We start from the raw sequence: 26,846 nt of genomic DNA, 5'->3' as shown, positions 1-26,846 counted from the left end.
CGTTCAGCCCGTCCCCCTCCACACCGACCCCGGGAACCTGCCGGGCCGGGGCATGGTCCTCTGGATGGGCACCGTCGGCCAGGTGCCGTTCGCCGAGAGGCTGTCTGCTGCCGCGGCGGGCGGGTACGTAGCGATGTCGGTGCTCCCACTGGAGACGCTCCAGGATGCCGAGGAGATACGGCGCCGCGCCGCCGACGAGGGCGTCGGGCTCTCCGCGGTCGATCCACTCGCAGGCTGGCTCCCGGACTGGGCGCCCACTCCGCACACCGGCCGGGACCGCGAGGCTTTCCTCCGACCATTGGCCGCGCTCGACATGGACCGTGTTCTTGGCGCCGCCGCAGCTGCCGGGTGTAAGGACGTCTCGGTGATCGAGCCCTACGGCAGGCCGGTCCCGGTGGACCTGGGTTCGGAGGCGTTCGCCGAGGTCTGCGACCGGGCGGCCGCCCACGGACTGTCGGCACGGCTCGAGGCCATGCCCTTCAGTGGCATCCCCGACATCGGCACAGCGTGGGACATCGTGCAGCGGGCCGGCCGACAGAACGGAGGCCTCGTGGTGGACACGTGGCACCTCTTCCGCGGCGGGTTCCGGACCGGCCTCCTCGACGAGATTCCGGTCGAACGGATAACCCTGCAGCTGTGCGACGCCCCGCTGGTCCCGGCGAGCGATCTCTGGGTCGAGTCAGGGAGCAGGCTCCTACCGGGTGCGGGAGAGCTGGACCTCACCTCGGTGGTCTCCACTCTCCGCAGGCGAGGTTTCACCGGTCCGGTCGGCCCCGAGGTCGTCTCCCCTGCACTTGCCCACCTCGGACCGCACGAGGCCGCCCTGCGCGCCGCCCGAGCCTGCCGTCCTCTGCTCGACCATCCCCTTCCCGACGACGAGGAGTAACCCCGGCTACACCACCGCCGGATTCTTCGAGGACCTCACCGGCGACGACCAGGAGCGACCCGTCCGCACCAACCTGGCCGGTCCGCTCGAGCTGACCCGCTACTGCTCCCCGCGATGCGCGAGCGGGCAGCGGCCGGATCGGCGAGGCGCTGGCCGACCGAGGTGGCGCCATTCGGTGTCGACGTCGTCGTGTTCCAGCCCGGAAACCACGGCACGGACCTCGGATCGAACGTTGTACCCGTCCTGGTCGAGGACACTGCCTACCGACGGCTCGCCGAGGCCACCCTCCCCCGGCCGACCCCGGCTGGGCTGCTTCGCACGATCACCGCAGAAGGCGGTCGCCCGCATCTGCGACGTACTCGAGGTGGATCGGGCCCCGTTCCGGATATGGCTGGCGACCGACGACCACGTCGCCCATCTGATCGCCCGGATCGCGCTGTATGCGGTGCGCAGGCGGGGAGTCGAAAGCACCACCGGCATCCGTCCGTGACAACCGACCGACAGAGTGTGGCATGCGACGTCTCGACGGCAAGATCGCGCTGATCACCGGAGCAGCGTGAGTCAGGGCCGTTCTCACGCCGTGCGCCTCGCGGAGGAGGGCGCGGACGTCATCGCGGTCGACATCGCCCGGGACGTGGAGACGGTGCCCTTCCCGGGCGCGACGCCGGAGGGTCTCAAGGAGACCGTTGCCCTGGTGGAGGCCCTCGACCGCCGGATCGTGAGCGCGGTCGTCGACGTCCGCGACCGGGCGGCGCTCCCCGAGGCGGTCGGTCGTGGCGTCCGCACGCTCGGCGGGCTGGCCATCGTGGTCGCGAACGCCGGCATCTTCGGCACCGAGGCCCTCTCCGTGAGATGCCGGTCGAGCTGTCGACGGGGAACGGCTGACCTCCGACGAGCTATTTGGGGCTTCTGCCAGCTGCTCGTGGTCGCCGGGAACGAGACCGCGGCAACGCTGATCGGAATGGGCTCGTTCTCCTTGCGCGCCACGCCGACCAGCGACGACGCCGTCGAGGACCCCTCGCGGTGGCCGGCCGCGGTGGAGGAGGTCGTTCGGATCGAGTCCCCCACCCAGGTGGTGCGGGGTCTGGCCACTGAGGATGTCAGCGTTCACGGCCCGGCGATCTCGGCGGGCTCAAGGGTCATGCTTGTGTTCGGGGCAGCGAACCGAGACGAGCGGGAGTTCTCCGAGCCGGACCGCTTCGACATCACGCGCAAAATCCAGTGGCCGTTGGCCTTCGGCCGGGGGCCTCTGCCTCGGCGCCCATCTCGCCCGGCTCGAAGCGGGAGCCTCGTTCGAGGAGTGGCCCTCGCGCTTTCCGGACTACGGGCTCGACGGCGAACCGCAACACGCGGTGTCGATGTGGGCACGCGCCTACCGCCGCACACCTCTCCTGTTCGACTCGGCATCGAGGGAGAGATCGTGATGACGAGACTGCACTCTGCTGCTCGAACTGGACTCGGCCCTGGCCCGGTGGTCGCATTCGACCGTGGCTCCCGCCGGGGTAGGCCGAGCCGACCGCGAATCAGCGAACTGGGTCGCTCTTCGACGGGGCGACCCGGTTCGTGCCCCCATCAGGCGGTCAGCACGGGGCCCGGGTAGGCAGCCAGCAAGTACTCCTGCGCGTCGCCCCGTAAGAGCTTGGCGCTCGCGGCCTCCCACTCCCGCATCCGCGGGTCCGCCAGCGCTGCGTCGTCGAGACCAAGGTTGGCGTCGCGCGCGCGCATCAGCCCGACCTGGCCCTCCGCGTTGCCCGCCCACAGCGTGCACACCCGGCCGCGGCTGAAGGCGATCTCGTAGAGACCGGCGAGCCGGAAGCCGTGGTCGGCCATGTACGGCGCCCGCAGCTCGCGGGCGGCGGTGAGGTAGTCCAGGCCGGAGTCCACCGCGACGTCCGCGAACTCGATGAGCGCGTAGGGCCCGTGGACCCCCTGGTCGCGGAGCTCCGCGGTGGTGGGGCAGCCGGGTGCTCCGACCAGCGGGAGCGAGGTCGCGCCGAACCGGACCCCGTCGATCGCGGAGAGGAACAGCGAGTCCGGGACCCCTCGGTACAGCTCCACCATCCGGCGCCAGCCGCCGGGCCAGCCGCCGTGGCACTCGTACAGCGAGAAGGCCTGGAACTGCCGATTCCCGCTGATCCCGGCCGCGTACCAGGCACCGATCATCTCGATCGAGTCCGGCGAGCCCGCCTGGGACTGCATGCGGGTGGCTGCGTTGGTCTCCTCAGCCAGGCCGTCGGGATCGGCACGGAACTTCCGGGTGGCCCAGCGCAGGAACCGCTGCGGGTTGGCCGAGACCATCGGCCGGAAGTCCGTGATGTCCATGCAGAAGACGGGTCTCATGTCGGTGCGGTCAGCTCAGCCGCTCGACCACCATGGCCATGCCCTGGCCACCCGCTGCGCACATGGTCTCCAGCCCGATCTGCTTGTCACCCCAGCTCAGCGCGTTGAGCAGGGTGGTGGTGATCCGGGCGCCAGTCATCCCGAAGGGGTGCCCGACGGCGATCGCGCCACCGTGCACGTTCACCCGGTCCACGCCGATCCCGAGCTCGTCGATGCTGGGCAGGACCTGGGCGGCGAAGGCCTCGTTGATCTCCATGAGGTCGACGTCGCCGATCGTCATGCCCGCGTTCGCGAGCGCCCGGTTGCAGGCCTCGACCGGGCTGAGCCCCATGATCTCCGGGGACAGGGCCGACACCGCAGTGGACACGATGCGCGCCAGGGGCGTGATGCCCAGCTCGCGTGCCCGCACGTCCGACATGATCACGAGGGCCGCCGCGCCGTCGTTCAGCGGACAGCAGTTGCCCGCGGTGACGGTGCCGTCCTCGCGGAACACGGGCTTGAGCCCGGACAGCTTCTCGATCGTGACGCCGGCGCGCGGGCCGTCGTCTGCCGAGACCACCCCGCTCGGGGTCTCCACGGGCGTGATCTCGCGCTTCCAGAAGCCGGACGCCACCGACTCCTCGGCGCGGTTCTGGCTCAGCACGGCGAACGCGTCCTGGTCGGCGCGGGACACCCCGCGCAGCGAGGCGACGTTCTCCGCGGTCTCGCCCATCGCGAGGTAGACGTCCGGCAGCGCGCCGGACTCCCGCGGGTCGACCCACGCGCCGGTCCGGGCGGCCGCGGCGGCCGAGGCCTCGGCGAAGACCGGGTTGCGGGTGTCCGGCATGCCGTCGGACTTGCCCTGGGCGTAGTGGGACACGACCTCGGCGCCAGCCGAGACGAACACGTCGCCCTCGCCCGCCTTGATGGCGTGCAGCGCCATCCGAGTGGTCTGCAGGCTCGACGCACAGTAGCGCTGGACCGTGGTGCCCGGCACCCCGTCCAGCCCCAACAGCACCGACACCACGCGGCCCAGCCCGTAGCCCTGCTCCCCCGCGGGCTGGCCACACCCGAGGAGCAGGTCGTCGATCGTCCGCGGGTCGAGCTGCGGCACCTGCTCCAGCGCGGCCCGCACGATGGTCGCGGTCAGGTCGTCCGCGCGCACCTCGCGCAGCGAACCCTTGAACGCGCGCCCGATCGGCGACCTGGCCGCCGCCACGATCACTGCCTCCGCCATCCCGACCCCTTCGACGAGCTATTGAGCAAGCGCTTGGTACTATACCCCGTCTCGGGGCCGGGGGACACTCCCTTCCGGGGAGGCGGTCAGCTCAGGCCCGCCTCCGCCGGGGTGAGCAGGCCGTCGCCCGCCAGGTCGCCCCGGATCAGGATCTTGACGTGCTCCACGTCGCCCTCCTTCGGCCGCAGCGCCTCGAACGCTGTGCCCACACCGTGCGGGCCCGCGTACCCGGTGACCATCAGTGCGGGGTCGTACCGCCCCTCGCGCAGGTGGTCGTAGGCACGCCAGAGGGCCTCGTACCGCGACTCGCCCCAGGCCGGCCCGGTGAGGAAGAAGACCGAGGCGTTCTTCTGCACGGCCGACATCGTGCGCAGCGCGTCCGGCGAGGGGTTCGAGCCGACCACGCTGAACACCGTGTACGCGGGCGCCGATTCGATGAGCGAAGCCAGCAGGCCGCGGGCGGCGCTGGCCTCCACGACGTAGAGCCGCGAGCCCTCCCGCGCAAGCCGACGCCACTCCGCGACCGGGTCCTGCTCGCGCGGGTCGACGGCGACCGTCGCCCCGTAGGCGAGCGCGATCTCCCGGCGCCGCGCGGACAGGTCGGACACGACGATCGGGTGGGCACCCCGGGCCGCGAGCTCGACGACGGCACCGAGGCCGACCGGCCCCGCCCCCGCGACGATCGCGCCCTCGCCCTCCCCGATCCCCGACCGCATGACGCCGTTGACGCCGGTCGCGACGGGCTCGAGGGTCGCCGCGAGGTACGGGTCCACCTCGGGCGCCAGCCTCACGTGCCCTCCCGCCTGGACGATCGCCTCCGCGGCCAACCCGCCCGGGTAGGCGTTGGCGTAGCCGACCGTGCGCACGACTCCCGCGGGGTCGACCACCCAGGGCAGGGTGAACAGCACGTCGCCCACGGCGTAGTCGGTGACCTCGGAGCCCACCTCGAGCACCCGGGAGGTGAACTCGTGCCCGAACACGACCGGTCGCTCCGGGTCGAAGTTGCTGCCGACCGCGCCCACCGCCTCGTTGGCGGCGAGGAAGTCCTCGGTGTGCGCCCACGCCGACAGGTCACTCCCGCAGATGCCGTTCGCCAGCGGGGCCACCCGGAGCTGTGTCGGCCCCAACGGGGGCAGCTCCACCTCCGCGACCGCGAACGAGCCCTTCTCGAACACTGCTGCCGCTACCATCGCCTCGTCCTTCCTCGTCGCCGTGACCACAAGGGCCACCGCTGGATGTTCTCGCAGTGCTGGTGGGTCAGTCCGCGATCCGTCGCCGCGGCGCGAAGACCGCGGCCACCGCGGCGACGACCGCCGCTGCGGTCAGTGCCACCAGGTAGCCGCTGAGCCCGTGGACGTCGAGTCGCCGACCCGGACCAGGCCCGACAGCAGAAGCACGACCAGCTGGGCGCCGAGCGCACCGCCCCCGGACTGGCCCGGGCTCACCACGCCCGCGGCCACGCCCTGCTGCTCCGGGCGGGTCGCCCCGGCGAGCGACCAGCAGCGCGGCCACCGCCACCGCGAGCAGAGCGCACCGGTCACGCCGACCCGCTGGGCGAGCGCAGCGGCGACGAGGGAACGATCAGGAGCACACCCACGAGCAAGACCGCGTCGAGCACCGCGAGGAACCAGAAGACCCCGGCGAGCCCGAACGCCCGAAGAACAGCCCACCGATCGCCGCGGCGACCACACCGACGGCGCCCATGCTGGTGGCGAGCACGCACCCATCGTGAACCAGGACGGGCTGAACACGTCGCGCATCAGCGAGTAGGCCAGCGGCACCGCGGCCAGCAGCAGACCCTGCAGACCCCGCCCGACCAGGAACACCGCGTAGTCGGTCGCGATCGCCGTCAGGACCGAGCCCGCCACGGCGACCACGATCAGCAAGGTCAGCACCAGCCGCTTGCCGAAGATGTCACCCAGCTTGCCCGCGATCGGCGTGGCGATCGCCCCGACCAGGCTGAGCACGGTGACCGCCCAGCCCGTCTGCAGCGTCCCGAAGTACTCCGAGATCTGCGGCAGGACGATGGGCACCAGGGCGAACGACAACGCCACACTGACCGCGACCAGGACGAGGACCACCAGCGCGGCGATCCGGCGCACCCCGCCGACCGGCGCCACCTCCTCCGGCAGCCGGTCCTGTTCCACATCGGACTCTGATGTCGTCATCGCCCTCTCAGGCTCTCCTCGTCCGCGCCGGTGGGACCCACCGCCGCCAGCCCGGCCTCGACGATCGCGTCGGCGTCGGACCTCAGCTCCAGCCAGGCGTACAGCGTGCCCAGGAACGCCACGCGCATCCGGGCCCGCGCCGCCGGATCGGCATCGGGGGCGGTCACCAGGGCCTCGAGCCTGCGCCCGAGCGCGGCCAGCTCCACGACCGGCTCGTGCTCTGCGAGCTCGGCGGCGTGCCGCACGACGAACCCGAAGGTGCTCTCGTGCGCCCGGACGAAGTCGAGATGGGCCCGCAGGGCCGTTGCGAGCCGCTCGCGCGGGTCCGCCACCTGCGCCACCTGATCCAGGAGCCGCTGGTACGCGGGCAGGAGCGGGTCGACGAGCGAGCACAGCAGCCCGGCCTTCGACCCGAAGTGGTGGAACAGCAGGCCCTTGCTCACAGCGGCCTTCGCGGCCACCTCGGCCATGCCCACGTCGGAGTACCCACGCCTGTTGAACAGCGCCAGCGCCGCGAGTCGGATCCGTTCGCGCGCGTCGTCGCTCTGCGCCGCCGGCGTCGTCACGATCGCGCCTCCGAAGACCGCACTGCCCCTGACTGACCGGTCGGTCAGCCGTCCAGAGGGTAGATCCGCACAGGGCCCGGCGGCAACCGCCGGGCCCTGTGACCTACTACCACTTCGCGCGCGCGGAGGGACCTCGTTCAGACCACCGGGTGGTGGCAGGCGACGAGGTGCCCCGGGCCGACCTCGGCGAGCTGGGGCTCCTCCTGCGCGCAGCGCTCGGTGGCCAGCGGGCAGCGCGTCCGGAACCGGCACCCGCTGGGCGGGGCGCTGACCGAGGGCATCTCGCCGACGGCGGGGATCGGCGGCAGCGTCACCTCGGGGTCCGGCACGGGCAGCGAGTCCAGCAGCAGGCGGGTGTAGGGGTGCGCGGGGCGCGCGTACACGCCCTCGGTGACCCCGAGCTCGCACACCTTGCCCAGGTAGAGCACCATCACCCGGTCGCTGACCAGCTTGATCACGCTCAGGTCGTGGGACACGAACAGCACGGTCAGGCCGAAGCGGTCGGCCAGGTCGTGCAGCAGGTTCACGATCTGGGCCTGGATGGATACGTCGAGCGCCGACACGGGCTCGTCGCAGACCAGCACCTCGGGCTGCAGCATCAGGGCCCGGGCGATGGCGATGCGCTGGCACTGGCCACCGGAGAACTCGCCGGGCCTGCGGTCCCCGACCAGGTCCACGTCGAGCCCGACGGCGTCGAGGATCGCCGCGACCCGCGCGTCCCGCTCCCCGCCGTCCCCCCACACGTCGAGCCCCTCGGCCACGATGTCGCGCACCTTGCGGCGCGGGTTGAGCGCGGCGATCGGGTCCTGCTGGATCAGCTGCATGCGCTGCCGCTCCCGGCGCATGGCGCCGCCGGGCAGCGTGGTGAGCTCGCGACCGTCGAACCGGACCGAGCCGCGGGTGGGCTTGGGCAGCTGCAGGACCGCGCGCACCGTCGTCGACTTGCCGCAGCCGGACTCCCCGACGATCCCGAGCGTCTCCCCCGCCTGGACGTCGAAGCTGATCCCCGACACCGCGTGCGACACCTCGCGCCCGGTGCCGCGGTACTCCACGACGAGGTCCTCCACCCGCAGCAGCGCCTCGTCGCGCAGTGCGGCGGTTCCCGAGCCGGCCATCAGGACGCCTTCCGTGCGACGGGGTTGTGGCAGGCGAGCAGGTGCTCGTGCGCCTGGGGCTCGAGCTGCGGCAGGTCGGTAGCGCAGCGCTCGACGGCGTGGGTGCACCGCGGCGCGAACCGGCAGCCCGCGGGCAGCGCGACGAGGTCCGGCGGGCGGCCCGCGATGACCTCCAGTCTGCTGTGCGTGGGCTGCTCGACCCGCGGCGTGGAGCGGAACAGCGCCTCGGTGTAGCGGTGGCCCATCTCGCCGAACAGCACGCGGGTCGGCGCGGACTCGACGAGCCTGCCCGCGTACATCACCGCGACCCGGTCGGTGTGCCCGGCGACCACGCCGAGGTCGTGGGTGATCAGCACCATCGCCATCCCGCGGTCGCGCTGTAGGCCGCGTAGCAGCTCGAGGATCTGCCGCTGCACGGTGACGTCGAGCGCGGTGGTGGGCTCGTCCGCGATCAGCACCCGCGGCTCGCAGGCCAGCGCGATCGCGATCATCACGCGCTGGCGCATCCCGCCCGACAGCTCGTGCGGGTACTGGTCGAGCCTGCGCTGCGGCTCGGAGATGCCCACCTGGGTCAGCAGCTCCACCGCGGACTCCCGGGCCTCCTTCCGGCTGCGGCCGAGGTGGAAGCGCTGCGGGTCGGCGATCTGGTCGCCGACCCGCCGAACGGGGTTGAGCGAGGTCATCGGGTCCTGGAAGACCATCGCCAGCTCCGGGCCCCACAGGTGCTTGCGCCGCTGCGGAGACAGCGAGGCGAGGTCCTCGCCGTCGAGCAGGACGCGGCTCTGCGCGCCGAGCACGGCGGTGGGCGGCAGCAGGTTCATCACCGTGCGGACCAGGACGGACTTGCCCGAGCCGGACTCGCCGACGATGCCGACGCACTCGCCGGCGTGGACCTTCAGCGAGATCCCGTCCACCGCGCGGACCAGGCCGCGGGGGGTGGGGAAGGAGGTCTCGAGCTGCTGGAGCTCGAGCAGAGGGGTGGTGGTGGGGGCGGCGCCTGCGAGGTGCTCTTTCCGCCGTACCGAGGAGGTCATCTCATGTCTCCACTGACGTCAGATCTTGCGGGCTCGGGGGTCCCAGTGCCTGCGGGTCCAGTCACCGACCCGGTTGAGCGACAGGACGGTCAGGAACAGCACGGCGCCGGGGACGAAGACCAGGTGCGGGTTGCGCTCGACGTCCTGCTGGCCTGCGGCGATCATGTTCCCCCAGGTGGGCTGCGGGCGGGGGATGCCCAGGCCGAGGAAGCTCAGCGACGCCTCGGCCACGATCAGCACCGCCACGACGACGAAGGCGTAGGACAGCGCCGCCATCACGACGTTGGGCACGATCTCCTTGAGCAGGACCCGCGACCCGCGGGCCCCGACGGCCCGCGCGGCGAGGACGTAGCCGCGCTGCGCGAACACGAGCGTGTTCGCGCGGGCGAGCCGGTAGAAGGTGGGGATCGCCAGCACGCCGAGCACGGCGGTCATGGTCAGCACGCTCGGCCGGACGACGGCGGCGAGCGCCAGCAGCAGGATCAGCGGCGGGAAGGCGAGCAGCGCGTCGTTGAGCAGGGTCAGCCCACTGTCGACGAGCTTGCGGTGGTAGCCCGCCAGCACACCCAGCAGCCCGCCGACGACGAGCCCGAGCAGCACCGCACCCGGGCCCACGACCAGCGAGATCCGGGCCCCGTAGACGACCCCCGACAGCACGTCGAGGCCCTGGCGGTCGGTGCCGAGCGGATGCGCGGAGAACAGGTCCGGCGCCGCCATGATCGGCTCGTTCAGGGTCAGCGAGGGGTCCTGGCCCTCCGCCAGCGGCAGCAGGTCCGCGAACAGGGCGGCGCCCGCGACCAGCACGAGCCAGGTGACGGCCAGCCAGACCCCCGGCTCGAAACCCGGCGCGAGCCGGGTGGCGAGGTGGGCGGTCAGGCCGCGCCACGCGGCGAGGACCCCGCCGGCGAGGACGCCGATCCAGAGCAGGCCGGTCGGGTCGACGGGCCGCAGGAACACGGCGCCGACCGCGAGCGCCAGCCCGGCGCCGACCAGGACAGTGGGGCTGACGGTGGGCCTGCGGCGCGGCCGCCGGGGCGGCGGGGCGACCAGCGCGACGTCGCGCTCAGACACGGGCATGGCGGGTCCTCGGGTCCAGGAAGAGGTAGGAGAGGTCGACGAGCGCGTTGACCACCACGTACAAGGTGGCGATCAGCAGCACCCCGGACTGGAGCACCAGGAACTCCTTCTTGGCCACGCTCTCCACGATCAGCGTGCCCATCCCGGGCAGCCGGAAGATCGTCTCGACCACGACGGTGCCGCCGAGCAGCCGGCCGAAGCTGATCCCCGCCACCGTCACCAGGGAGAACGACGACGGCCGCAGCGCCTCCTTGACCAGGATGTGCCGGACCGGCATCCCCTTGGCCCGCGCGGCGAGCACGAAGTCCTCCCCAAGGGTCGTAGCCATGTCGTTGCGCAGCACCCGGGTGAGCTGGGCGGCCTCGGCCAGGGCCAGGGTCAGCACGGGCAGGAACACGCTGCGCAGGTTGTCGGCAAGACCCGCGGTCTCGATCCGGGCGAAGCCCTGACGCGGGAAGTCCGGCATGACCAGGACCAGCCCCACCCCGACCACCAGCACCGCACCGGCCGCGATGAGCCGCCTGCGCTTGTCGTCGGGGGTGAGCCGTTCGCCCTTGACCCCGACCGTCCCCAGCGCCAGGAACATCGTTCCCAGGGCGACCAGGCCGATCAGGGCACCCTTCACGGCGTCCGGACGGAAGACCACGAAGAAGATCAGCACGAGGGCCAGCAGGAAGCTGGGCACGGAAATGAGCCCGAAGGCGACGCCGGACGCCGCGCGGTCGAAGCCGCGACCGAAGCGGTAGGCAGACCAGGTGCCGACCGGGATGGCGATGGCGAGGGCGAGCGCCGTGGCCAGCACGGCGATCTCCAGGGTCACCGGCAGCCTGCTCGCGATGAGCGAGCCGACGTCCTGGACCGGGGCCACGAAGGTCTTACCCAGGTCACCCTGCAGGAAGCCGCCGAGCCACTCGACATAGCGCAGGTAGAGGGGCCGGTCCAGGCCGAGCTGGTCGCGGACCGCGGCGTACTGCTCGGGCGTGCCCTCGGGCCCCACCACCGCCACCGCCGGGTCGCCCGGCACCAGCTGCACGAGCAGCGCGGTCCCGATGCTGACGAGCAAGAGGACGGGCAGGACCCGCAGGACGATCCGGCCTACCTCGCGGAGCACGGAGCCCCCTGGGAGCGGAGCCGACCACGCATTCTTGCCTCCACATCGTCCTTGATCGGGAGTGCGCGAGCCCACATCTACTACCAAGCAGATGCTTGCTCGAAGCGATCCGAGCCAACATGAGCTGCGTCGCAGTGTCAAGACGCCAAGCAACTGCTTGCTGTAGCGACGAGGTCAGGCTACTTTCCCGCTCGGACCTGGTGACCGACCACGGTCGGTCGGGCCTCGGTCGCGTCAGTCGCCCGAGGTCACGAAGGCCTTGTCGAAGCGGATGATGCTGCCGCGGTCGAGGACCAGCCCGCCGATGCGGGCGTCGTAGACGTTGGCCTCCTGGAAGGCCGCGAGGTTCGCGGCGAAGGGGTTGTCGTCCAGGATGGTCTGCATTTCCGCGACGATCGGCTTCTGCTGCTCCGGCGTCGACGCCATGCGCAGCTTCGCCAGCTCGGCGTCCATCCGCGGGTCGAAGTAGTTGTAGTAGTTGGACTTCGAGGCGCTGTTGAACGAGCGGTTCATGACCGCCCACAGGCCCTCGGCGGAGAACTGCGGGCCCCACAGGACCAGGTCGTAGCCCCGGTCCGCGACGACCTTCTTGATCACGTCCTGCAGCGACTGGGTGCTGTCGACGTCGACGGTGAAGCCGACGGCCTCGAGCTGAGCCTTGACCGCAATCGCCTCGTCGACGCGGGTGGAGGCGTTGTCGGACAGGAGCCGGATCCGGCCGTCCCAGCCTGCGGCCTTGGCCTGGGCGACCAGCTGCTTGGCCTTCTCCGGGTCGTAGGCCGGACCGGCCACGCCGTCGTAGAGCCCCGGCGTCTCCGGGTGGACCAGCGCCGAGGTGGCCAGCGCGGTGCCGTTGAAGGCCCGCTGGTTCACCGATTCCGTGTCGATCGCGGCGACGACGGCCTGCCGGACGGACTTGTCCCCCGTCGGGCGGTCCGCCTTGCTGTTCATCGCGACGGCCTCGCCGAAGTTGAACAGCGTCGACAGGTCGGCCAGACCCGCCTGCCGGGCCTCGTCGATCACCTGCGGCTCGCGCAGGAACGCGATGTCGAGCTCCTTGTTCTGCAGCGCCTCGTAGGTCCCCTGCGCGCCCGGGATGGTGACGAACCGCAGGCTCTGGATGCAGACCGGGCCGCCCCAGTAGTCCGTCTTGGCCTTCATCACGATCTCGTCGCCCGGCGCGTAGCGCTCCAGCTCGTACGGGCCGACGCCGCCGCCCGCCGGGTTGTTCGCGAACCCGTCCGCCCCGCGCTCGGCGACCAGCCGCGGGTTGGTGATCATCCCGACGTCCGTCGCCAGCACCCGCGGGAACAGCGGGTACGGCGAGTCCAGGGTGAAGCGCACCGTCAACGGGTCGAGCACGTCGGACTTCGCGATCGTCGCCGCGTCGCCCCGCGACACCTGAGTGTTCGACGGGTCCTGGTGGCGCGCGATGCTCGACACCACGTCCTCGGCGGTGAGCGGGTCCCCGTTCCCGAACTTCACTCCGGACCGCAGCTTCAGCGTCCAGACCTGGTTGGTCGCGTCGTCCGCGGTGAGCGACTCGGCGACCTCCGGCTGGTACGTCTGTGTGGTGCTGTCGTACTTGATCAGAGTGTCGAACAGGGCGGTGATCTCCGTCCCGCCTGTCGTCGCACTGCCGGGCTGCCCCACCGGGTCAAGCCCCTTCGGCGCCGAGAAGGTGCCCATCGACACCGACCCGCCGACACGGTCGGGCGTGCACTCCCCCGTCGCCGCGTCCGCGCCGCCGGAGCCACCCCCTCCCCCGCACGCCGCGACGCTCGCGACGATCGCGACGGACACCACGGCCGTACTCAGCCGACCACGCATGGCACTCTCCACATCATCCTTGACCGGGGAGGAACGAGCAGCGCACCAAGCAGGCGCTTGCTCGCGGAAGCAAACATGACCTGGGTCTCACCTGTCAAGGTGGCCCGATTCGGCTCGGGTTACCAAGCAGATGCTTGCTCAGAACCGGGCCGCCCGGCATACTGGGCACGCTGTCGAGGACGACACGGGAAGGGCCGTCGCGGCCCGCTCTCGCCGAGCGAAGGGATCGGATCCCCTGCCCGCCCCCTCCCCCGAGACACCCCGCCGCGGCAGTGTCGTGGTCCTGGGCTCCGCCGCGCTCTGCGGCTCCCTGGTCCAGACCCTCGTCGTACCCCTGCTCCCGAGCCTGCCCGCGCTGCTCGACGTGTCCCCGTCGAGCGCGGCCTGGCTGGTCACCGCCACCCTGCTGAGCTCGGCGGTCACCACCCCGCTCCTCTCCCGGCTCGGGGACACCTTCGGCAGGCGGCGGATGCTCGTGACGGCGCTCGGGCTGCTGACGGTCGGGTCGGCGCTGTGCGCCCTGGCGACCTCCTTCGTGCCACTGCTGCTCGGCCGGGCCGCCCAGGGCACCGCGATGGCCGTCGTCCCGCTCGGGATCAGCCTCGCCCACTCGCTGCCCGCGGTGCGCCGCCCGAGCCTGGCCGTGAGCACGATCAGCGCGATGATGGGGATCGGCGGGGCCGTCGCCCTGCCGCTGGCGGGCTGGACCTTCCAGCACTTCGACTACCACGTCCTGTTCTGGGCCACCGCCGTCGCCGCAGGGTCAACGGTCGCGCTGGTGCTGCTGGTGGTGCCGCGGGACACCGGCGCCGCCGAGGCGAGCCGCGCGGTCGACGTCCGCGGGGCGTTCCTGCTCTCGGGCGTGCTCCTCGGCGTCCTCCTCCCCCTGACTCAGGGCCGCGACTGGGGATGGACCTCGCCCGCGACGCTCGGCACGGCCGCCGCGGCGCTGGTGCTCGGCCCAGTGTTCGTGCTGACCCAGCGGCGCACCCCGGACCCGATCGTCGACGTCCGGGTATTCGCGACGCGGACCGTGCTGTTCACGAACCTGGCCTCGCTGCTGACCGGCTTCACCCTGTTCGACAACTTCGTCTCGACGGTCCGGGTTGTGCAGGCGCCCGTCGAGACCGGCTACGGGCTCGGCATGAGCCCGCTCGCGGCAGGGCTGATCCTGCTGCCCACGGGCCTGGTCATGGCCATCGTCGCACCGCTGGGCGGGCGGCTGATCGAGCTCCGCGGCCCGCGCGTCGCCATGCTGCTCGGGCTCGCGGTGCTGTTCGCGGGCAGCCTCGTGCGGCTGGTCGGCGGCGCCACCGCCACCGCGATCATCACCGGGTCCGCGCTGATCGGCATCGGCACCGCCCTGGCGTTCGCCGCGATGCCGTCGCTGGTCCTCACCGCGTCGCCGCCGGACCAGGCCGCCGGCGCGGCCGGGCTGAACGCACTCAGCCGCTCCCTGGGGACGACGGCCGCAAGCGCGGTGTCCGGCGCGGTGCTGGCCGCCATGACCTTCGACGTCGGGGGGACCCCGCAGCCGTCGGCCGCGGGGTTCACCCTCGTCGCCGCGCTGGGGAGCGCGGCCGCGCTGCTGGCCGTGCCGCTGGTCCTCGCGGCCCGACCCGCCGGCGGTCAGCGACCGAGGTAGGCCTGGGTGACCGCCACGTCGTCCACGAGGTCGGCGGCGGCGCCCTCCACCACGATCTCCCCGAGCCGCAACACGTGCCCGCGGTCCGCCACCCGCAGCGCTTTGCGCACCACCTGCTCCACGAGCAGGACGGTCATCCCGTCGTCGGCCAGCGCCCGGACCTCGGCGAGCACGGCGTCGACGACGACCGGGGCCAGCCCCAGCGACGGCTCGTCGAGCAGCAGCACCCGGGGTCGGGACATCAGCGCCATTCCGATCGCGAGCATCTGCGCCTCGCCGCCGGACAGCGCGCCCGCCGGCTGACCGCCGCGCCGTTCGAGCGCCGGGAACCGCGCGTAGGTCGACTCCAGGTCGGCCCGCACCCCGGCGCGATCCCGCCTGCCCCAGGCACCGACGAGCAGGTTGTCCCGCACTGTGCGGCGGGCGAAGACCCGCCTGCCCTCCGGCACGATCGCGATCCCCCGCGAGGTCGCGGCCCGCACCCCCGCGGGCAGCGGCTCGCCGCCCAGCAGGACCCGGCCCGCGGTGCGCGGGACCGTGCCGAGCACGGCGGCCAGCAGCGTGGACTTGCCGGCGCCGTTCGCGCCGACCAGTGCCGCGACGCTGCCCGCGGGCACCTCGAGGTCGATCCCGTGCAGGATCTCCGCCCCGCCGTAGCCGGCCCTCAGGCCCTCGATCCGCAGGTCCACGCCCGTCCCCTCCGCGCTCACGAGCCGGCCCCCGGCACCGCGGGCTCGCCGCCCAGGTAGGCCGCCACGACCGCCGGGTCCCGCCGCACCTCGGCCGGGGTGCCCTCGGCGATGACCGAGCCGCGGTCGAGCACGGTGACCCGGTCGCACAACGCCATGATCAGGTCGACGTCGTGCTCGACGATCACGACCGTCACGCCCGCCGCCCGGACCCGCCGCACGACGGCCGCGAGCTCGTCGGTCTCGGGACCGGACAGTCCGGCCGCGGGCTCGTCGAGCAGCACGATCCGCGGCTCGGTGGCCAGCACCCGGGCAATCTCCACGAGCCGCTGTGCACCCGCGGGCAGCCCCCCGGCCCGCTCGTCCGCGAGGTGTCCGACGCCGACGGTGTCCAGCCAGGCACGTGCCTCGACCCGACGCGCCCGTGCCTCCGCCCGGGCGGACGGCAGCCGGAACACGTAAGCGAGGTGCGAGGCCCGCCGGTGCACGTCGGCGCCGTGCACCACGTTCTCCAGGGCGGTCTCGTCGACCATCAGCTGCGGGGCCTGGAAGGTGCGCGAGAGCCCCGCCCGAACCCGCCGGAAGGCCGCCCCGGTCAGCGGTGTCCCGCCGAGCTCGACGGTGCCGGTGTCCGGCCGCAGCGCCCCGCTCACGCAGTTGAGGAAGGTGGTCTTGCCGGAGCCGTTGGGTCCGATCAGGCCGTGCACGGTGCCCGGCGCGGCGTCGAGCGAGGCGTCGACGAGCGCGCGCACCCCGCCGATGCTCTTGGCCAGCCCGCTCACCCGCAGCCCGACGGGCTCGGACCGCACCTCGAGCTCCAGCGTCGCGGCGGGCTCGGGGGACGCCTGTCGGGTCACGGGTCGGGCGAGGCGTTCGAGCAGCCCCCGGATCAGGCCCGCGAGCCCGCGCGGGACGAGCAGTACGGTGAGCAGCAGGATCACGCCGTAGGTCAGCGTGGACGCCTGCCCGCCCTCGGCGAAGACCGTGCTCAGCCCGATCGGGATCAGCACCATCGCGACGACGCCGAGCAGCGGGCCGCTGATCCGGCCCTCGCCGCCGAGGATCACCATCAGCAGCACGAGCACCGAGAGCGCGATGGAGAAGGGCTCGGGCGTGGTCCGACCGTTGATCATGGGATAGAACGAGCCGGACAGGCCCGCCAGCGCGGAGGCCAGCACGAAGGCGGTGAGCCGCACCCGCGCGGGCGCCACCCCGAGCGACTCGGCGAGCGGCCTGCTCAGCCGGGCCACCCGCATCGCGCGCCCCAGCGGGGAGCGGATCACATTGCGCGCCAGCACGTACAGCACGGCCGCCAGCCCCGCGAGCAGGGTCCAGAGCAGGTTCAGGTCGAGGTCGCTCGCGCGGACCGGCAGCCCATCGCCGCCGCCGGTGAGCCCGGACCACAACAACAGCAGGGAGGTCGCCACTGAGAGGTAGGCGAGGCTGATCGCGGCCACCGCGAACGGCCCGAGCTTGAGCGCCGGCATCCCGGTCACCAGCCCGACCACCGCGCACACGACGACGGCGAGCGCCGACCCCGCGGCGAACGGCCAGTCCCAGTGCGCGTGGGTCAGCGCGACCGTGTACGCGCCGACCATCGCGAACGCCGCGGTGCCCAGCGAGATCAGCCCCGCGTGCCCGACCAGCACGTTGAGTCCGAGCACCGCGATGAGCTGGACGGCGCCGTTGACGAAGGCGTAGAGCCGGTAGTTGTTCGGCACCAGCAGCGGGATCGCCACGATCAGCACGACGGCGAGCACCGCGCCGGAGGCGAGGGAGGCCCGACCGCCGGCCAGCAGGGCGGCCGCCGCCCGCGAGACCGGTCCGACGCGAGCGTGCTCGCTCATACGACCCTCACCTGTCGCCCCACCAGACCCTGAGGCCGCAGCACCAGGATCACGAGCACCACGACCAGCGCGGCGGGCGCCTGCAGCTGCGAGTCCCCGTAGGTCACCGCCGCCTGCTCCACCACCCCGAGCAGCAGCCCGCCGACCAGCGCACCGCCGATGTGCGGGATCCCGCCGATCGCCGCGGCCATGAACCCCTTGAGCGTCAAGGCGAGCCCGACGTCGACCGACGCCTGGGTCACCGGTCCGGCGAGAAAGCCCGCCAGGCCCGCGACGGCCCCGCCGATCGCGAAGGCGACCAGCGACAGCCGCCCGACCGGCAGCCCGCGCATCTGGGCCGCCTCCCGGTCGTCGGCCACCGCGCCGAGGCCCCGGCCGGTCTCGGTGGACCGGAGGAACCACACCAGCAGGCCCGCGACCAGCAGCGCGGCGGGGACCATGAGCAGCCGCGGCACCGACAGGGTGAGCCCGATGACGGTGAACGACTCCGGCCCGGGCCAGAAGTTCGGGAACGGTCGGCTGGGCGGCGAGCCCGGCTCGGCGGTCACGACCAGCGTGGTGACCGTCTGGAGGATGATCGCGAACCCGAACGTGCTCAGCACCCATACCGAGGCGGCCTGGGAGCGCACGGCGGGCCGCACCGCGACCAGGTCGGTGACCGCGCCCAGCACGGCGGCGAGCGCCACCGCGCCGAGCAGAGCGAGGACGACCGGGATGCCGGCCGAGGTCCACAGCAGGACCCCGGCGACGCCGCCGAGCATCACCAGCTCGCCGTGGGCGAAGTTGAACACGTTGGTCGTGGCGAACACGATGTTGAGCCCGATCGCGACCAGCGCGTAGATCGCGCCGCTCTGCAGGCCGCGGACCAGGGTGTCGATCAGGTCCATGTCAGCTGCTCAGGCTCGGGTCGCCCTGCACGACGCCGTCGTCGAAGGTGCCGGCCACACCCCACCGCAGGTCCTCGGCCCGCAGCCCCAGGTGGTCGTCGGCGCTGAACCGGTAGGTCAGCCGCAGCCCCTCGGTCGGGTTGGCCACGAGGTGGTCGACCATGGCCTGGCCGTCGGTCGACCCCGCGCCCTCGGCGGCAGCCTTGACCAGCCCGAACGAGTCGTAGGAGGTCGCGGCCAGGTACAGGAAGAACGTGAGGTCGGACGTGCCCAGCTGCGTGTGCAGGTCGGTGCGGAACGCCTCCACCTGCGGGGTGAGCGAGCCGCCGAGGACCGATGGGGTGAAGCCGGACGCGCGTGCGCGACCGAGCAGGTCCGCGGGCACGGACTGGGCCAACGCGGGCTGGGCCAGCGCCGAGTTGCCGAGGATCGGACCGGAGAAACCGGTCTCCTGGACCGCCTTGAGCGCGGTGGCGTAGTCGGGAACGCCGACGGCCTGGATGACCAGTGTGGTGGCGCCCTCGTCGACGAGCTTGCGCACCTGGGCGGTGACGTCGGTTGCGCCGGTCTGGAACTTCTCCACGCCGACCACCCGGGTGCCGGGGCTGCTCGGCAGCGCCGCGTTCACGGTGTCCACCGTGGTCTGCCCGAGCGGGTTGTCTACCACCAGCAGGCCGAGATCCGGGGCGCCCGCCGAGGCCGCGGCCGCCACGGTCGAGGGCGCCTCCAGCTTCTTCTGGGCCTCGATCTGCACGGTGTAGGGGTTCTCGGCGGGGTCGCCGGCCTCGGGCAGCGAGCTCATCGTGACCGAGAAGGTCTTCGCGCGGGTCAGCACCGGGAGCACCGCGGTCGTCGGGCCGGACAGGTCCCGCCCGACGACGGCGTCGACCTCCTCCTGGTCGACCAGGCTGCGGGCGGCATCGGTGCCGCCGTCGGTGGTGCCCTTGTCGTCTCGGACCACGAGCTCCACCGGGCGCCCGGCGATCGTCGGGTTCTCCTTCACCCACAGCTCGGCCGCGCTGCGGTAGACCTCGCCGATCGAGGCCGTCGGGCCGCTCAGGGTGTAGATCGCGCCGATCCGGAAGGGCTCTCCGGAGTCCCCTCCGGAGGAGGCGGCGCCGCCACCGCAAGCGGCGAGGGTGAACAGGGCCGTCGCGGCCGCGGCGAGGCGCAGCACGCGGGACCGGGTCGGGCGGATCGGGCTTCGGCGTGTCATTCCAGGCAACCCCTCGTTGGGCGACCAAGCGCTTGGTCGAAAGTGGAAAAATAGGAAGTCCGGCGGCCGCCGTCAAGCGTTGACAATACCAAGCGCTTGCTCAAATAATGCGGATCTCACACCCGCTCTGACTCAAGGACGATCAGATGCCCCCACGCCGTCGCGGAGCGCGCTCCACCGCCCTGGCCGCGCTCGCCGCCCTGACCGTCACACTCGCCGGCTGCGGTGGCGCCGCCGGCGGCGGTGGTGGCGACGAGGGTCCCGTCAAGCTCGTCGGCCTCTGGGAGGTCAAGGGCGAGAGCGCCGTCGCCATCGACGACTACGACCACGGGGCGGCGCTCGGCCTGGAGGCGGTCAACGCCGCGGGCGGCATCGCGGGTCGACCGGTGGAGCTCGAGCGGGTCGCCTCGGACGTGCTGAACCCGCAGAAGACCGCCGCGCAGTTCCTGGAGGCCGTCGACAAGGACCCGGCGATGCTGATCGGGTTCGCCTCGGCCACCGCGCTGATCTCCGCCAAGTCGCAGATCGACCGGGCCGGGATCCCGCTGCTCTCCGCGACCAGCTCGACCGCGCCGCTGCGCAACGGCGCCGAGGGCGCCAGCGACTGGACCTGGTACCTGCAGCCCTACGACGACAACAAGAACGAGGCCGCCGTCCGGTACGTCACCGACGACCTCGGGGCGAGCCGGGTCGGGCTGCTCGCCACCAACGACTCGTTCGGCACGTCGAACATCGCGACCCAGGAGCGGCTGCTGACCGAGCGGGGCACCCCACCCGTCGCGGTCCGGACCTACGACGCCACCGCGACCGACCTGACCCAGAGCGTGCTGCCGATGCGGGACGCCCAGGCGATCCTCAGCTTCACCTTCCCCAACCCGCTCGCCCTCGAGCTGAACCAGCTGGGGCAGAACGGCATCGACGCGCCGGTGGTCTCGGCCAGCTCGGCCCCGATCGCGGTGAACGGCAAGCTCGTGACCGGCCCCGCGCTGGACCGGCTGGTCGCCGCGGTGCCGTGCGACCCGGCCAGCTCCACCGACCCGAGGATGGTCGCCTTCCGGCAGACCTACCAGCAGCGCTTCGGTGCCGTGCCGACCAGCGTCTCGGTGAGCACCTACGACGCCGTGTGGATCGCCAAGGCGGCCATCGAGAAGGCCGGCAGCACGGAGCCGGAGGCGATCAAGGCGGCGATGGCCGACCTCGCGGTCACCGACGGCGTGCTCTGCACGGGCGAGTACCGCGCCGACGGCGGGCACATGCTGCACCACGAGATGGTCATCGTGAAGTACGCCGCCGACGGATCGGCCACCGAGGCCCGCCGGTTCACCTTCGACCCGCTGCCCGCGGGCGCCTGAGTCCCGGACGACTCGTGGACACCCTGCTCACCCTGACTGCGAGCGGCATCGCCGCGGGCGCGATCCTGGCGGTCGCCGCACTCGGGTTCCTGGTGCTGCACAACGCCACCGGGGTGGTGAACTTCGCCCACGGCGACCTCATCACCCTCGGCGCCTACCTCGGCGTCTGGGCCACGGTGGACCTGGGCCTGCCGACGGTCCCGGCCTACCTTGCCGTCCTGCTGGTCATGGCCGGGGTGGGCGTGCTGATCGAGCGGCTGGCCTTCGCGCCGCTGCGCCGCAGGCCGGTGATCGTGGTGGTGATCGCGACGCTGGCCGCGGCCACCGTGATCCGCGGGGCCATCGGGGTCTGGCAGGGCTCGACGCCCCGAGCCCTGCCTAGCCCCGTCGGGGACGGCGTCGTCCGGTTCGCCGGCGTCGCCGTCTCCGGCCAGCGGGTGCTCGTGCTGGCGGTCGCCGGGCTCGCGGTGCTCGCCCTGTTGCTCCTGTTCGGACGGACCCCGTTCGGCAGGCAGCTGCGGGCGCTCGCGACCGACGCGGAGACCGCCCGGCTGTGCGGGGTGCGCGCGACCCGGGTGGCGGTCGTCGCGTTCGCGCTGTCGGCGGCGCTGGCGGGGCTGGCCGGGCTGCTGGTCGCCCCGCTCGGGGCGGTCGACCTCAACTTCGGGTTCGGGCTGATGATCACTGCGTTCGCCGCGGCGGTGCTCGGCGGGTTCGGCAGCCTGCCGGGGGTCGTCCTCGGGGCCCTGGTCATCGGGCTGGTGCAGCAGGTCGTCGGCGGCTATCTGTTCCCCGGCTTCGCGAGCGTGCTGCCCGCGATCGTGCTGCTGATCGTGATCGTCGTGCGGCCCACGGGCCTGCTGAGCCTCACCCGGAGCCGACTGTGACCGCGACCCTGAACCGCCCCACCGCCCCACGCGCGCTGCAGGGCAGGCAGTACCTGACCGTCGGAGCGTTCGTCGTGCTCGTCGGGGTGCTCGGCCCGCTGGTCGGGGCCACGCGCTCGGCGCAGTTCCTGGTGAACCTCTGGCTCGTCTACGCCGTCGCCGGGCTCGGCTTCTACTGGATCTTCGGGCTGGCCGGCCGGTTCGCCTTCTGCCAGACGTTCATGATGGCCCTCGGCGGCTACGTCTCGGCCTTCGTCAGCCGCATGCTCGGGCCCCAGGCCTTCCTGCTGTCGGTCGCCGCCGGAACGCTCGCCGCCGCCGTCGTCGCCACCGTGCTGGGGCTGGCCGTGCGCAAGGCCCAGCACTTCTACTTCGCCATCGCCACCTTCGCGGTCGCCCAGATCGGCACCGCGGTGTTCTCCCAGGCCACCGGGTTCACCGGCACCAACGGACAGGCGGTCGGCATCCCGCCGATCACCCTCGGCGGGCTGGAGCTGGTCCAGGACCGGGAGGTCTTCTGGTTCTTCCTGGCCGTACTGGGTCTCGCCCTGCTGCTCGCGGTCTGGATCGAGCGCTCGCCGCTGCGCCGGGCGGCGGTCGCCGCCCGCGACAACCGGCTCGTCGCCGACCTCGCGGGCGTGCGGAGCTCCCGCGTGCAGGTCACGCTGTTCGCCCTGGGCTCCGCGCTCGGCGGGCTCGCGGGCGCACTGGTGGGGCACTGGCAGGGCGTGATCGCCACCGACTCCTTCGGCATCGACCTGGCGATCGGGCTGTTCCTGATGCTATTGCTCGGCGGGGTGTCCTCGCCGTGGGGGCCGGTGATCGGGGCCGCGGTCTTCGTAGCGCTCCCCCACCTGCTCAGCGGCACCGAGGCGTACGGGCCGATCCTCTACGGCGTCCTGCTGCTGGTCGTGGTGCTGGTGATGCCGCAGGGCATCGTCGGCGGGATCCGGTCCCTGGTGCGGCGGTCGCGCCGCGAGGAGGTGTCCGACGATGCTGCGGGCTGAGGGGATCACCGTCGACTTCGGCGGCGTCCGGGCGGTCGACGACGTGGGGCTGAGCCTGGCCGCGGGTGAGGTCAAGGGCCTCGTCGGCCCGAACGGCAGCGGGAAGACGACCCTGCTCAACGCCGTCTGCGGGGTGGTGCGCGCCCGCGGCACGCTCACCGTCGCCGGCGAGCCGGTGCCGCTGGGCCGCCCGCACGCGGTGCAGCGCGCCGGGATCGCCCGCGTGTTCCAGGCCCCGCAGATCCTCGAGGAGCTGTCGGTCCTGGAGAACATCGCGCTCGGCTCGCCGGACCGCCGCGGTGCGGGCCTCCCGGGAGCCTGGCTGCTGCGCCGCCGGATGGTGCGGGCCGAGCGGGACCGGTGGCGGGCCGCCGAGGAGGCACTCGGGACCGTCGGGCTGGAGCGGGTCGGCGACGCCGAGGCGGGCGTGCTCAGCTACGGGCAGCGCAGGCTCGTCGAGCTCGCCCGCGCACTGGTCACGCGCCCCCAGGTGCTGCTGCTCGACGAGCCGAGCGCGGGCCTGAACGACGTCGAGACCGAGGCGCTCACCGCCCTGCTGGTGCGGGTGCGCGAGACGGTGCCCGCCATCGCCGTGGTCGACCACAAGATCCGGTTCCTGGACGCGCTGTGCGATCGGCTGCTGGTGCTGGAGAACGGCCGGGCCGTGGCCGAGGGCACCCCGGACGCCGTCTGGTCCGACGAGCGCGTGGTCCGCGCCTACCTGGGGAGGGCCGATGCTCGAGATCACTGACCTGCACGTCCACCACGGCACGACGCACGCGGTGCGCGGCGTCGACCTGACCGTCGGCGCGGGGGAGTCGGTGGCCCTGCTCGGCCCCAACGGCGCGGGCAAGACCTCGCTGCTGCGCGCGGTCAGCGGCCTGGTCGACCACACCGGGACCGTCCGGTTCGCGGGCACCGACCTCGCCGGGGCGAGCCCCGAGGAGATCGCACGGCGGGGGTTGCTGCACGTCCCGGAGGGCAGGCGCATCTTCCGCGACCTGAGCGTGCACGAGAACCTGCTCCTCGGCACCACCGCGCGGGGGCGCCGGTCGAGCACGCCGGTCGAGGCAGTCTACGACCTCTTCCCGGCGCTCGTCCCGCTGCGGTCACGGCTCGGGTTCGCGCTGTCCGGCGGCGAGCAGCAGATGGTCGCGATCGGGCGGGCGCTCGTGGGCGGACCCTCGCTGGTCATGCTCGACGAGCCGTCGCTCGGGCTGGCACCCGTGGTCGTCGACCTGGTGGCGGACGCGCTCGCCGCGATCCGGGACTCGGTGTCGCTGCTCGTGATCGAGCAGAACGTGGCCCTGGCCGCCCGGCTGTGCGACCGGGCGCTGGTGCTGAGCGGCGGCACGGTGGTCCTGGAGCGGCCCGCGGCAGAGCTGGGCTCCGACGCGGACCTGCTCGCGGACTACCTGGGCCGCGCGTAGCGACCCTCAGAACACGATCACCGACCGCGCGACCTCGCCCGCCTTCTGGCGGGCGAGGGCCGCGTCGACCTCGGCGAGCCCGACGGTCTCGCTGACCAGCGGCGACAGGTCGAGCCTGCCGGTCGCGACGAGGTCGACCAGGCGCGGGAGGTCGTCCGCGGGCACGGCGTTGCCGCCGACGCAGCCCCGCACGGTCCGGCCGCCGAAGAACAGCACCGGCGGGATCTCGACGGCCGCGGCGGGGCTGCCGACCAGCACCGTCGTGCCGCCGGGCCGGGTCGCGGCCATCGTGCGGGCGAGGACGCCGGGCGCCCCGGTCACGTCGAAGGCGTGGTCCACCCCGCCCGGCACGACGTCCGCCACCCGCTCGGCGAGGTCGTCGCCCGCCCTCACGACGTCCGTCGCCCCCATCGCGACCGCCAGGTCCAGCTTGGACGCCACCGTGTCCGCGGCGACGATCCGGCTCGCCCCCGCCAGCGCCGCACCGGCGACGGCGGCGAGGCCGACCCCGCCGCAGCCGACCACCAGCACGGTGTCCCCCGGCGCCACTCCCGCGACGTTGCGGACCGCGCCTACGCCCGTCACCACCCCGCACGCCACCAACGCCAGCTCCGGACGGATCGGCACGTCGCCGAGCCGGACCAGCATCGACTCCCCCACCACGGTGTACTCCGCGAACGAGCCGATCCCGACGAACGGCAGCAGCGGCGCGCCGTCGAGCGACAGCCTGCTCGTGCCGTCCGCCAGCAGCCCGCGGATCGCGTTCTGCCGCGCCGCCCCGGTGCAGAGATAGGCCCGGCCCCGCGCGCACTCGCGACACCGCCCGCACCAGCGGTTCATCGCGATGACCACCGCGTCGCCGACCGCGACGGAGTCGACACCCTGCCCGACCTCGGCGACCACGCCGACGCTCTCGTGGCCGAGCACGACCCCCGGCTCGGGGTAGAGGGGGTTCAGACCGGCGGCGACCTTCGCATCCGACCCGCAGATTCCGGACGCCCGGATGCGGACCCGCACCTCACCGGGACCGGGCGGCGCGAGATCCACCTCCCGGACCTCCAGCGGTGACCCGAACCCACTCAGCACAGCGGCGTGCATCCTCATCCGCCCACGCTATCCAACCAAGCGCTTGCGCAATAGGCGGCTCTGCACGACGCTGAAGGCATGCGTGGAACACCGAGCTCCATCGTGATCACCGGCGCCTCCAGCGGGTTCGGCCGGGACATCGCCACCACGCTGGCACAGCGCGGGTGGCGGGTCCTGGCGACCATGCGGGACCCGGGCCGCGGCGCCGAGCTGAAGGCCGCAGGCGCGGTCGAGGTGACCCGGCTGGACGTCACGTCCCCGAAGGACCGCGCCCGGGTCGTGACCGACGCGCAGGGGTTCTTCGGACACGCCCCGGACGTCGTGCTGCACAACGCCGGCTACACCACCGCCGGCTTCTTCGAGGACCTGACCAGCACCCAGCAGGACCATCTGCTGCAGACCAACCTCGTCGGGCCGCTGGAGCTGACACGGCTGTTCCTGCCGGGCATGCGCGAGCGCGGCACGGGCCGGATTGCGGTGATGTCGAGCAACGCCGCGAACGTCCCGCACCCGATGTACTCGATCTACGCCGCCTCGAAGTGGGCCCTGGAAGGCTGGGCCGAGGCTCTGGCTATCGAGGTCGCGCCATTCGGCATCGACGTCGTGGTCTTTCAGCCGGGCAACCACGACACCGCCTTCGGGAGCAACGTCGTCCCCGTCCTCCCTGAGGACAGCGCCTACAGCGACCAGGCGGCCCGCGCACTCCCCCGGATGGCCCGACTCGGCCGGTACGCCCGGCCCGCAGAGAAGGCGACACATCGGATGTGCGAGGTCCTCGATGCCCCCACCACCCGGCTGCGGGTCCGGCTTGGACCGGACGACCACGTCGCCGCGTGGCTCGCGCGCCTGGCTCCCTATGCGTTGCGTCGCCGCGGAGTCGAATGGATCACCGGTCTCGGGACCTCGTCCTGACCGTCGGCGAGGCTCCACGGGTCAGCACTGGCCAGGTTCCCCCCTACCGGCTCCGTCACACAGGAGACGAGATGTCCATGAGTGCGTATACGCGACCGGGCCCGGCGGTGGTGTGCGTCAACGGCTGCCACAGCAGAGCCGACGATCGCGGGCGGGATTGACCCGGAGTGCAGGCAGTGCCGACCCGGCGTGTGCGCTGCTCCTCGCCGCGACGATCATCTACACCGTCGAGGCTGTCGTCGTCGGAGACCACGCCCAGGCCCAGGACTTGCGTTGTGCTCGGGGATGTCCCGACCGGGATCAGCGCATGCACGACCACCGTTCACCCGCCCTCACGCATCTCCCGGGTCAGCGCATCGAATCACAGGATCGTGGCGGGGTCCGTCGTCGAGCGGGAGGGAACGGAACTCCTCGACCTGGACATCGAATAGGCGTGCAGTTTTTCCCTCCCCAGCATCCTTGAAGCTACAACGCTGACACGAGGTCCCTCTCCAGCCTCCTTCGCCAAGTTGTGTCCCAGGGCGTGGTGTAGGTCGTCGGTCCAG

At 72.7% G+C, this 26,846-nt stretch carries 24 protein-coding genes; 9 read left to right on the top strand and 15 right to left on the bottom strand.

The features are described 5' to 3' along the window. Positions 1-64: 64 nt before the first annotated feature. Complete coding sequence (locus ACFQH9_RS19200) at positions 65-886, top strand: sugar phosphate isomerase/epimerase family protein (RefSeq protein ID WP_379567532.1); 822 nt, start codon at positions 65-67, stop codon at positions 884-886. A 580-nt stretch (positions 887-1,466) separates the two neighbouring features. Further along, complete coding sequence (locus ACFQH9_RS19195) at positions 1,467-2,486, top strand: cytochrome P450 (protein ID WP_379567531.1); 1,020 nt, start codon at positions 1,467-1,469, stop codon at positions 2,484-2,486. On the opposite strand, the gene ACFQH9_RS19190 is transcribed toward ACFQH9_RS19195, so the two are convergent. From ACFQH9_RS19190 to ACFQH9_RS19145, 10 genes are all read right to left on the bottom strand, one after another. Then, positions 2,459-3,226 carry a hypothetical protein gene (locus ACFQH9_RS19190; RefSeq protein WP_379567530.1) on the bottom strand — a complete coding sequence of 256 codons (768 nt, stop codon included), beginning with the start codon at positions 3,224-3,226 and terminating at the stop codon, positions 2,459-2,461. The genes ACFQH9_RS19195 and ACFQH9_RS19190 overlap by 28 nt on opposite strands. Before the next feature lie 10 nt (positions 3,227-3,236). Further along, positions 3,237-4,442, bottom strand: a complete 1,206-nt coding sequence (locus tag ACFQH9_RS19185; RefSeq protein ID WP_379567529.1) for an acetyl-CoA C-acetyltransferase — start codon at positions 4,440-4,442, stop codon at positions 3,237-3,239. An 86-nt stretch (positions 4,443-4,528) separates the two neighbouring features. Then, complete coding sequence (locus ACFQH9_RS19180; RefSeq protein WP_379567528.1) at positions 4,529-5,632, bottom strand: zinc-binding dehydrogenase; 1,104 nt, start codon at positions 5,630-5,632, stop codon at positions 4,529-4,531. Between the two features lie 132 nt (positions 5,633-5,764). Beyond that, positions 5,765-6,610 (bottom strand): MFS transporter, encoded by an 846-nt coding sequence (locus ACFQH9_RS19175; protein WP_379567527.1) that lies wholly within the window; start codon positions 6,608-6,610, stop codon positions 5,765-5,767. Further along, a complete protein-coding gene (locus ACFQH9_RS19170) occupies positions 6,607-7,176 on the bottom strand; it encodes a TetR/AcrR family transcriptional regulator (protein WP_379567526.1) in 570 nt (189 codons plus the stop codon). Before ACFQH9_RS19170 ends, ACFQH9_RS19175 begins: the two co-directional genes overlap by 4 nt. A gap of 137 nt (positions 7,177-7,313) precedes the next feature. Then, positions 7,314-8,291 carry an ABC transporter ATP-binding protein gene (locus tag ACFQH9_RS19165; RefSeq protein WP_379567525.1) on the bottom strand — a complete coding sequence of 326 codons (978 nt, stop codon included), beginning with the start codon at positions 8,289-8,291 and terminating at the stop codon, positions 7,314-7,316. Beyond that, positions 8,291-9,325: an ABC transporter ATP-binding protein gene (locus ACFQH9_RS19160; RefSeq protein ID WP_379567524.1), complete on the bottom strand. Its 1,035-nt coding sequence runs from the start codon at positions 9,323-9,325 to the stop codon at positions 8,291-8,293. The genes ACFQH9_RS19165 and ACFQH9_RS19160 overlap by 1 nt, the downstream gene beginning before the upstream one ends. Positions 9,326-9,343: 18 nt before the next feature. Further along, complete coding sequence (locus ACFQH9_RS19155) at positions 9,344-10,402, bottom strand: ABC transporter permease (protein WP_379567523.1); 1,059 nt, start codon at positions 10,400-10,402, stop codon at positions 9,344-9,346. Beyond that, entirely contained in the window at positions 10,389-11,513 is a 1,125-nt protein-coding gene (locus ACFQH9_RS19150) for an ABC transporter permease (protein WP_379567522.1), read from the bottom strand. The genes ACFQH9_RS19155 and ACFQH9_RS19150 overlap by 14 nt, the downstream gene beginning before the upstream one ends. Before the next feature lie 234 nt (positions 11,514-11,747). Further along, the gene (locus ACFQH9_RS19145; protein WP_379567521.1) at positions 11,748-13,343 is read right to left on the bottom strand and encodes an ABC transporter substrate-binding protein; all 1,596 of its coding nucleotides are present in this window, start codon (positions 13,341-13,343) and stop codon (positions 11,748-11,750) included. 277 nt (positions 13,344-13,620) lie between these two features. On the opposite strand from ACFQH9_RS19145, the gene ACFQH9_RS19140 reads away from it, so the two are divergent. Continuing rightward, entirely contained in the window at positions 13,621-14,988 is a 1,368-nt protein-coding gene (locus ACFQH9_RS19140) for an MFS transporter (RefSeq protein WP_379567520.1), read from the top strand. Here the strand turns inward: ACFQH9_RS19140 and ACFQH9_RS19135 are convergent. The 4 genes from ACFQH9_RS19135 to ACFQH9_RS19120 are packed head-to-tail and all read right to left on the bottom strand — an operon-like array spanning position 14,973 to position 19,627. Continuing rightward, positions 14,973-15,677, bottom strand: a complete 705-nt coding sequence (locus tag ACFQH9_RS19135) for an ABC transporter ATP-binding protein (RefSeq protein WP_379567519.1) — start codon at positions 15,675-15,677, stop codon at positions 14,973-14,975. The genes ACFQH9_RS19140 and ACFQH9_RS19135 overlap by 16 nt on opposite strands. Positions 15,678-15,694: 17 nt before the next feature. Continuing rightward, positions 15,695-17,524 (bottom strand): branched-chain amino acid ABC transporter ATP-binding protein/permease, encoded by a 1,830-nt coding sequence (locus tag ACFQH9_RS19130; RefSeq protein WP_379567518.1) that lies wholly within the window; start codon positions 17,522-17,524, stop codon positions 15,695-15,697. Then, positions 17,521-18,411, bottom strand: a complete 891-nt coding sequence (locus ACFQH9_RS19125; protein WP_379567517.1) for a branched-chain amino acid ABC transporter permease — start codon at positions 18,409-18,411, stop codon at positions 17,521-17,523. The genes ACFQH9_RS19130 and ACFQH9_RS19125 overlap by 4 nt, the downstream gene beginning before the upstream one ends. Position 18,412: 1 nt before the next feature. Further along, positions 18,413-19,627: an ABC transporter substrate-binding protein gene (locus ACFQH9_RS19120; protein WP_379567516.1), complete on the bottom strand. Its 1,215-nt coding sequence runs from the start codon at positions 19,625-19,627 to the stop codon at positions 18,413-18,415. Between the two features lie 146 nt (positions 19,628-19,773). Between ACFQH9_RS19120 and ACFQH9_RS19115 the strand changes: the two genes are divergently transcribed. The 5 genes from ACFQH9_RS19115 to ACFQH9_RS19095 are packed head-to-tail and all read left to right on the top strand — an operon-like array spanning position 19,774 to position 24,303. Then, on the top strand, positions 19,774-20,979 hold the full coding sequence (locus ACFQH9_RS19115) for an ABC transporter substrate-binding protein (protein WP_379567515.1): 1,206 nt from the start codon (positions 19,774-19,776) through the stop codon (positions 20,977-20,979). Between the two features lie 14 nt (positions 20,980-20,993). Beyond that, complete coding sequence (locus ACFQH9_RS19110) at positions 20,994-21,866, top strand: branched-chain amino acid ABC transporter permease (RefSeq protein WP_379567514.1); 873 nt, start codon at positions 20,994-20,996, stop codon at positions 21,864-21,866. Next, positions 21,863-22,873, top strand: coding sequence for a branched-chain amino acid ABC transporter permease (locus ACFQH9_RS19105; protein WP_379567513.1), 1,011 nt, complete (start codon positions 21,863-21,865; stop codon positions 22,871-22,873). Before ACFQH9_RS19110 ends, ACFQH9_RS19105 begins: the two co-directional genes overlap by 4 nt. Further along, a complete protein-coding gene (locus ACFQH9_RS19100; protein ID WP_379567512.1) occupies positions 22,860-23,624 on the top strand; it encodes an ABC transporter ATP-binding protein in 765 nt (254 codons plus the stop codon). Before ACFQH9_RS19105 ends, ACFQH9_RS19100 begins: the two co-directional genes overlap by 14 nt. Beyond that, positions 23,608-24,303, top strand: a complete 696-nt coding sequence (locus ACFQH9_RS19095; RefSeq protein WP_379567511.1) for an ABC transporter ATP-binding protein — start codon at positions 23,608-23,610, stop codon at positions 24,301-24,303. Before ACFQH9_RS19100 ends, ACFQH9_RS19095 begins: the two co-directional genes overlap by 17 nt. 6 nt (positions 24,304-24,309) lie before the next feature. Here ACFQH9_RS19095 and ACFQH9_RS19090 read toward each other — a convergent pair whose 3' ends face one another. Continuing rightward, a complete protein-coding gene (locus tag ACFQH9_RS19090; RefSeq protein WP_379567510.1) occupies positions 24,310-25,407 on the bottom strand; it encodes an alcohol dehydrogenase catalytic domain-containing protein in 1,098 nt (365 codons plus the stop codon). 60 nt (positions 25,408-25,467) lie between these two features. Here ACFQH9_RS19090 and ACFQH9_RS19085 point away from each other — a divergent pair, with 60 nt between their 5' ends. Next, a complete protein-coding gene (locus ACFQH9_RS19085; protein WP_379567509.1) occupies positions 25,468-26,301 on the top strand; it encodes an SDR family oxidoreductase in 834 nt (277 codons plus the stop codon). The last annotated feature ends 545 nt before the right edge of the window (positions 26,302-26,846 follow it).

It is taken from the genome of Pseudonocardia lutea, from assembly GCF_042658055.1.
In the GTDB taxonomy this organism is placed as follows: Bacteria; Actinomycetota; Actinomycetes; order Mycobacteriales; family Pseudonocardiaceae; genus Pseudonocardia; species Pseudonocardia lutea.
The sequence above is the reverse complement of the archived record's forward strand: the minus strand, read 5'-3'. Positions and strand labels throughout refer to the sequence as shown.

Bases quoted from the DNA above. Each gene is read 5' to 3' on its own strand.
- ACFQH9_RS19200 (WP_379567532.1), top strand. From the start codon at position 65: ATGGGCACCGTCGGCCAGGTGCCGTTCGCCGAGAGGCTGTCTGCTGCC.
- ACFQH9_RS19190 (WP_379567530.1), bottom strand. From the start codon at position 3,226: ATGAGACCCGTCTTCTGCATGGACATCACGGACTTCCGGCCGATGGTC.
- ACFQH9_RS19185 (WP_379567529.1), bottom strand. From the start codon at position 4,442: ATGGCGGAGGCAGTGATCGTGGCGGCGGCCAGGTCGCCGATCGGGCGC.
- ACFQH9_RS19180 (WP_379567528.1), bottom strand. From the start codon at position 5,632: ATGGTAGCGGCAGCAGTGTTCGAGAAGGGCTCGTTCGCGGTCGCGGAG.
- ACFQH9_RS19175 (WP_379567527.1), bottom strand. From the start codon at position 6,610: ATGACGACATCAGAGTCCGATGTGGAACAGGACCGGCTGCCGGAGGAG.
- ACFQH9_RS19165 (WP_379567525.1), bottom strand. From the start codon at position 8,291: ATGGCCGGCTCGGGAACCGCCGCACTGCGCGACGAGGCGCTGCTGCGG.
- ACFQH9_RS19160 (WP_379567524.1), bottom strand. From the start codon at position 9,325: ATGACCTCCTCGGTACGGCGGAAAGAGCACCTCGCAGGCGCCGCCCCC.
- ACFQH9_RS19155 (WP_379567523.1), bottom strand. From the start codon at position 10,402: ATGCCCGTGTCTGAGCGCGACGTCGCGCTGGTCGCCCCGCCGCCCCGG.
- ACFQH9_RS19145 (WP_379567521.1), bottom strand. From the start codon at position 13,343: ATGCGTGGTCGGCTGAGTACGGCCGTGGTGTCCGTCGCGATCGTCGCG.
- ACFQH9_RS19130 (WP_379567518.1), bottom strand. From the start codon at position 17,524: ATGAGCGAGCACGCTCGCGTCGGACCGGTCTCGCGGGCGGCGGCCGCC.
- ACFQH9_RS19125 (WP_379567517.1), bottom strand. From the start codon at position 18,411: ATGGACCTGATCGACACCCTGGTCCGCGGCCTGCAGAGCGGCGCGATC.
- ACFQH9_RS19120 (WP_379567516.1), bottom strand. From the start codon at position 19,627: ATGACACGCCGAAGCCCGATCCGCCCGACCCGGTCCCGCGTGCTGCGC.
- ACFQH9_RS19115 (WP_379567515.1), top strand. From the start codon at position 19,774: ATGCCCCCACGCCGTCGCGGAGCGCGCTCCACCGCCCTGGCCGCGCTC.
- ACFQH9_RS19100 (WP_379567512.1), top strand. From the start codon at position 22,860: ATGCTGCGGGCTGAGGGGATCACCGTCGACTTCGGCGGCGTCCGGGCG.
- ACFQH9_RS19095 (WP_379567511.1), top strand. From the start codon at position 23,608: ATGCTCGAGATCACTGACCTGCACGTCCACCACGGCACGACGCACGCG.
- ACFQH9_RS19090 (WP_379567510.1), bottom strand. From the start codon at position 25,407: ATGAGGATGCACGCCGCTGTGCTGAGTGGGTTCGGGTCACCGCTGGAG.
- ACFQH9_RS19085 (WP_379567509.1), top strand. From the start codon at position 25,468: ATGCGTGGAACACCGAGCTCCATCGTGATCACCGGCGCCTCCAGCGGG.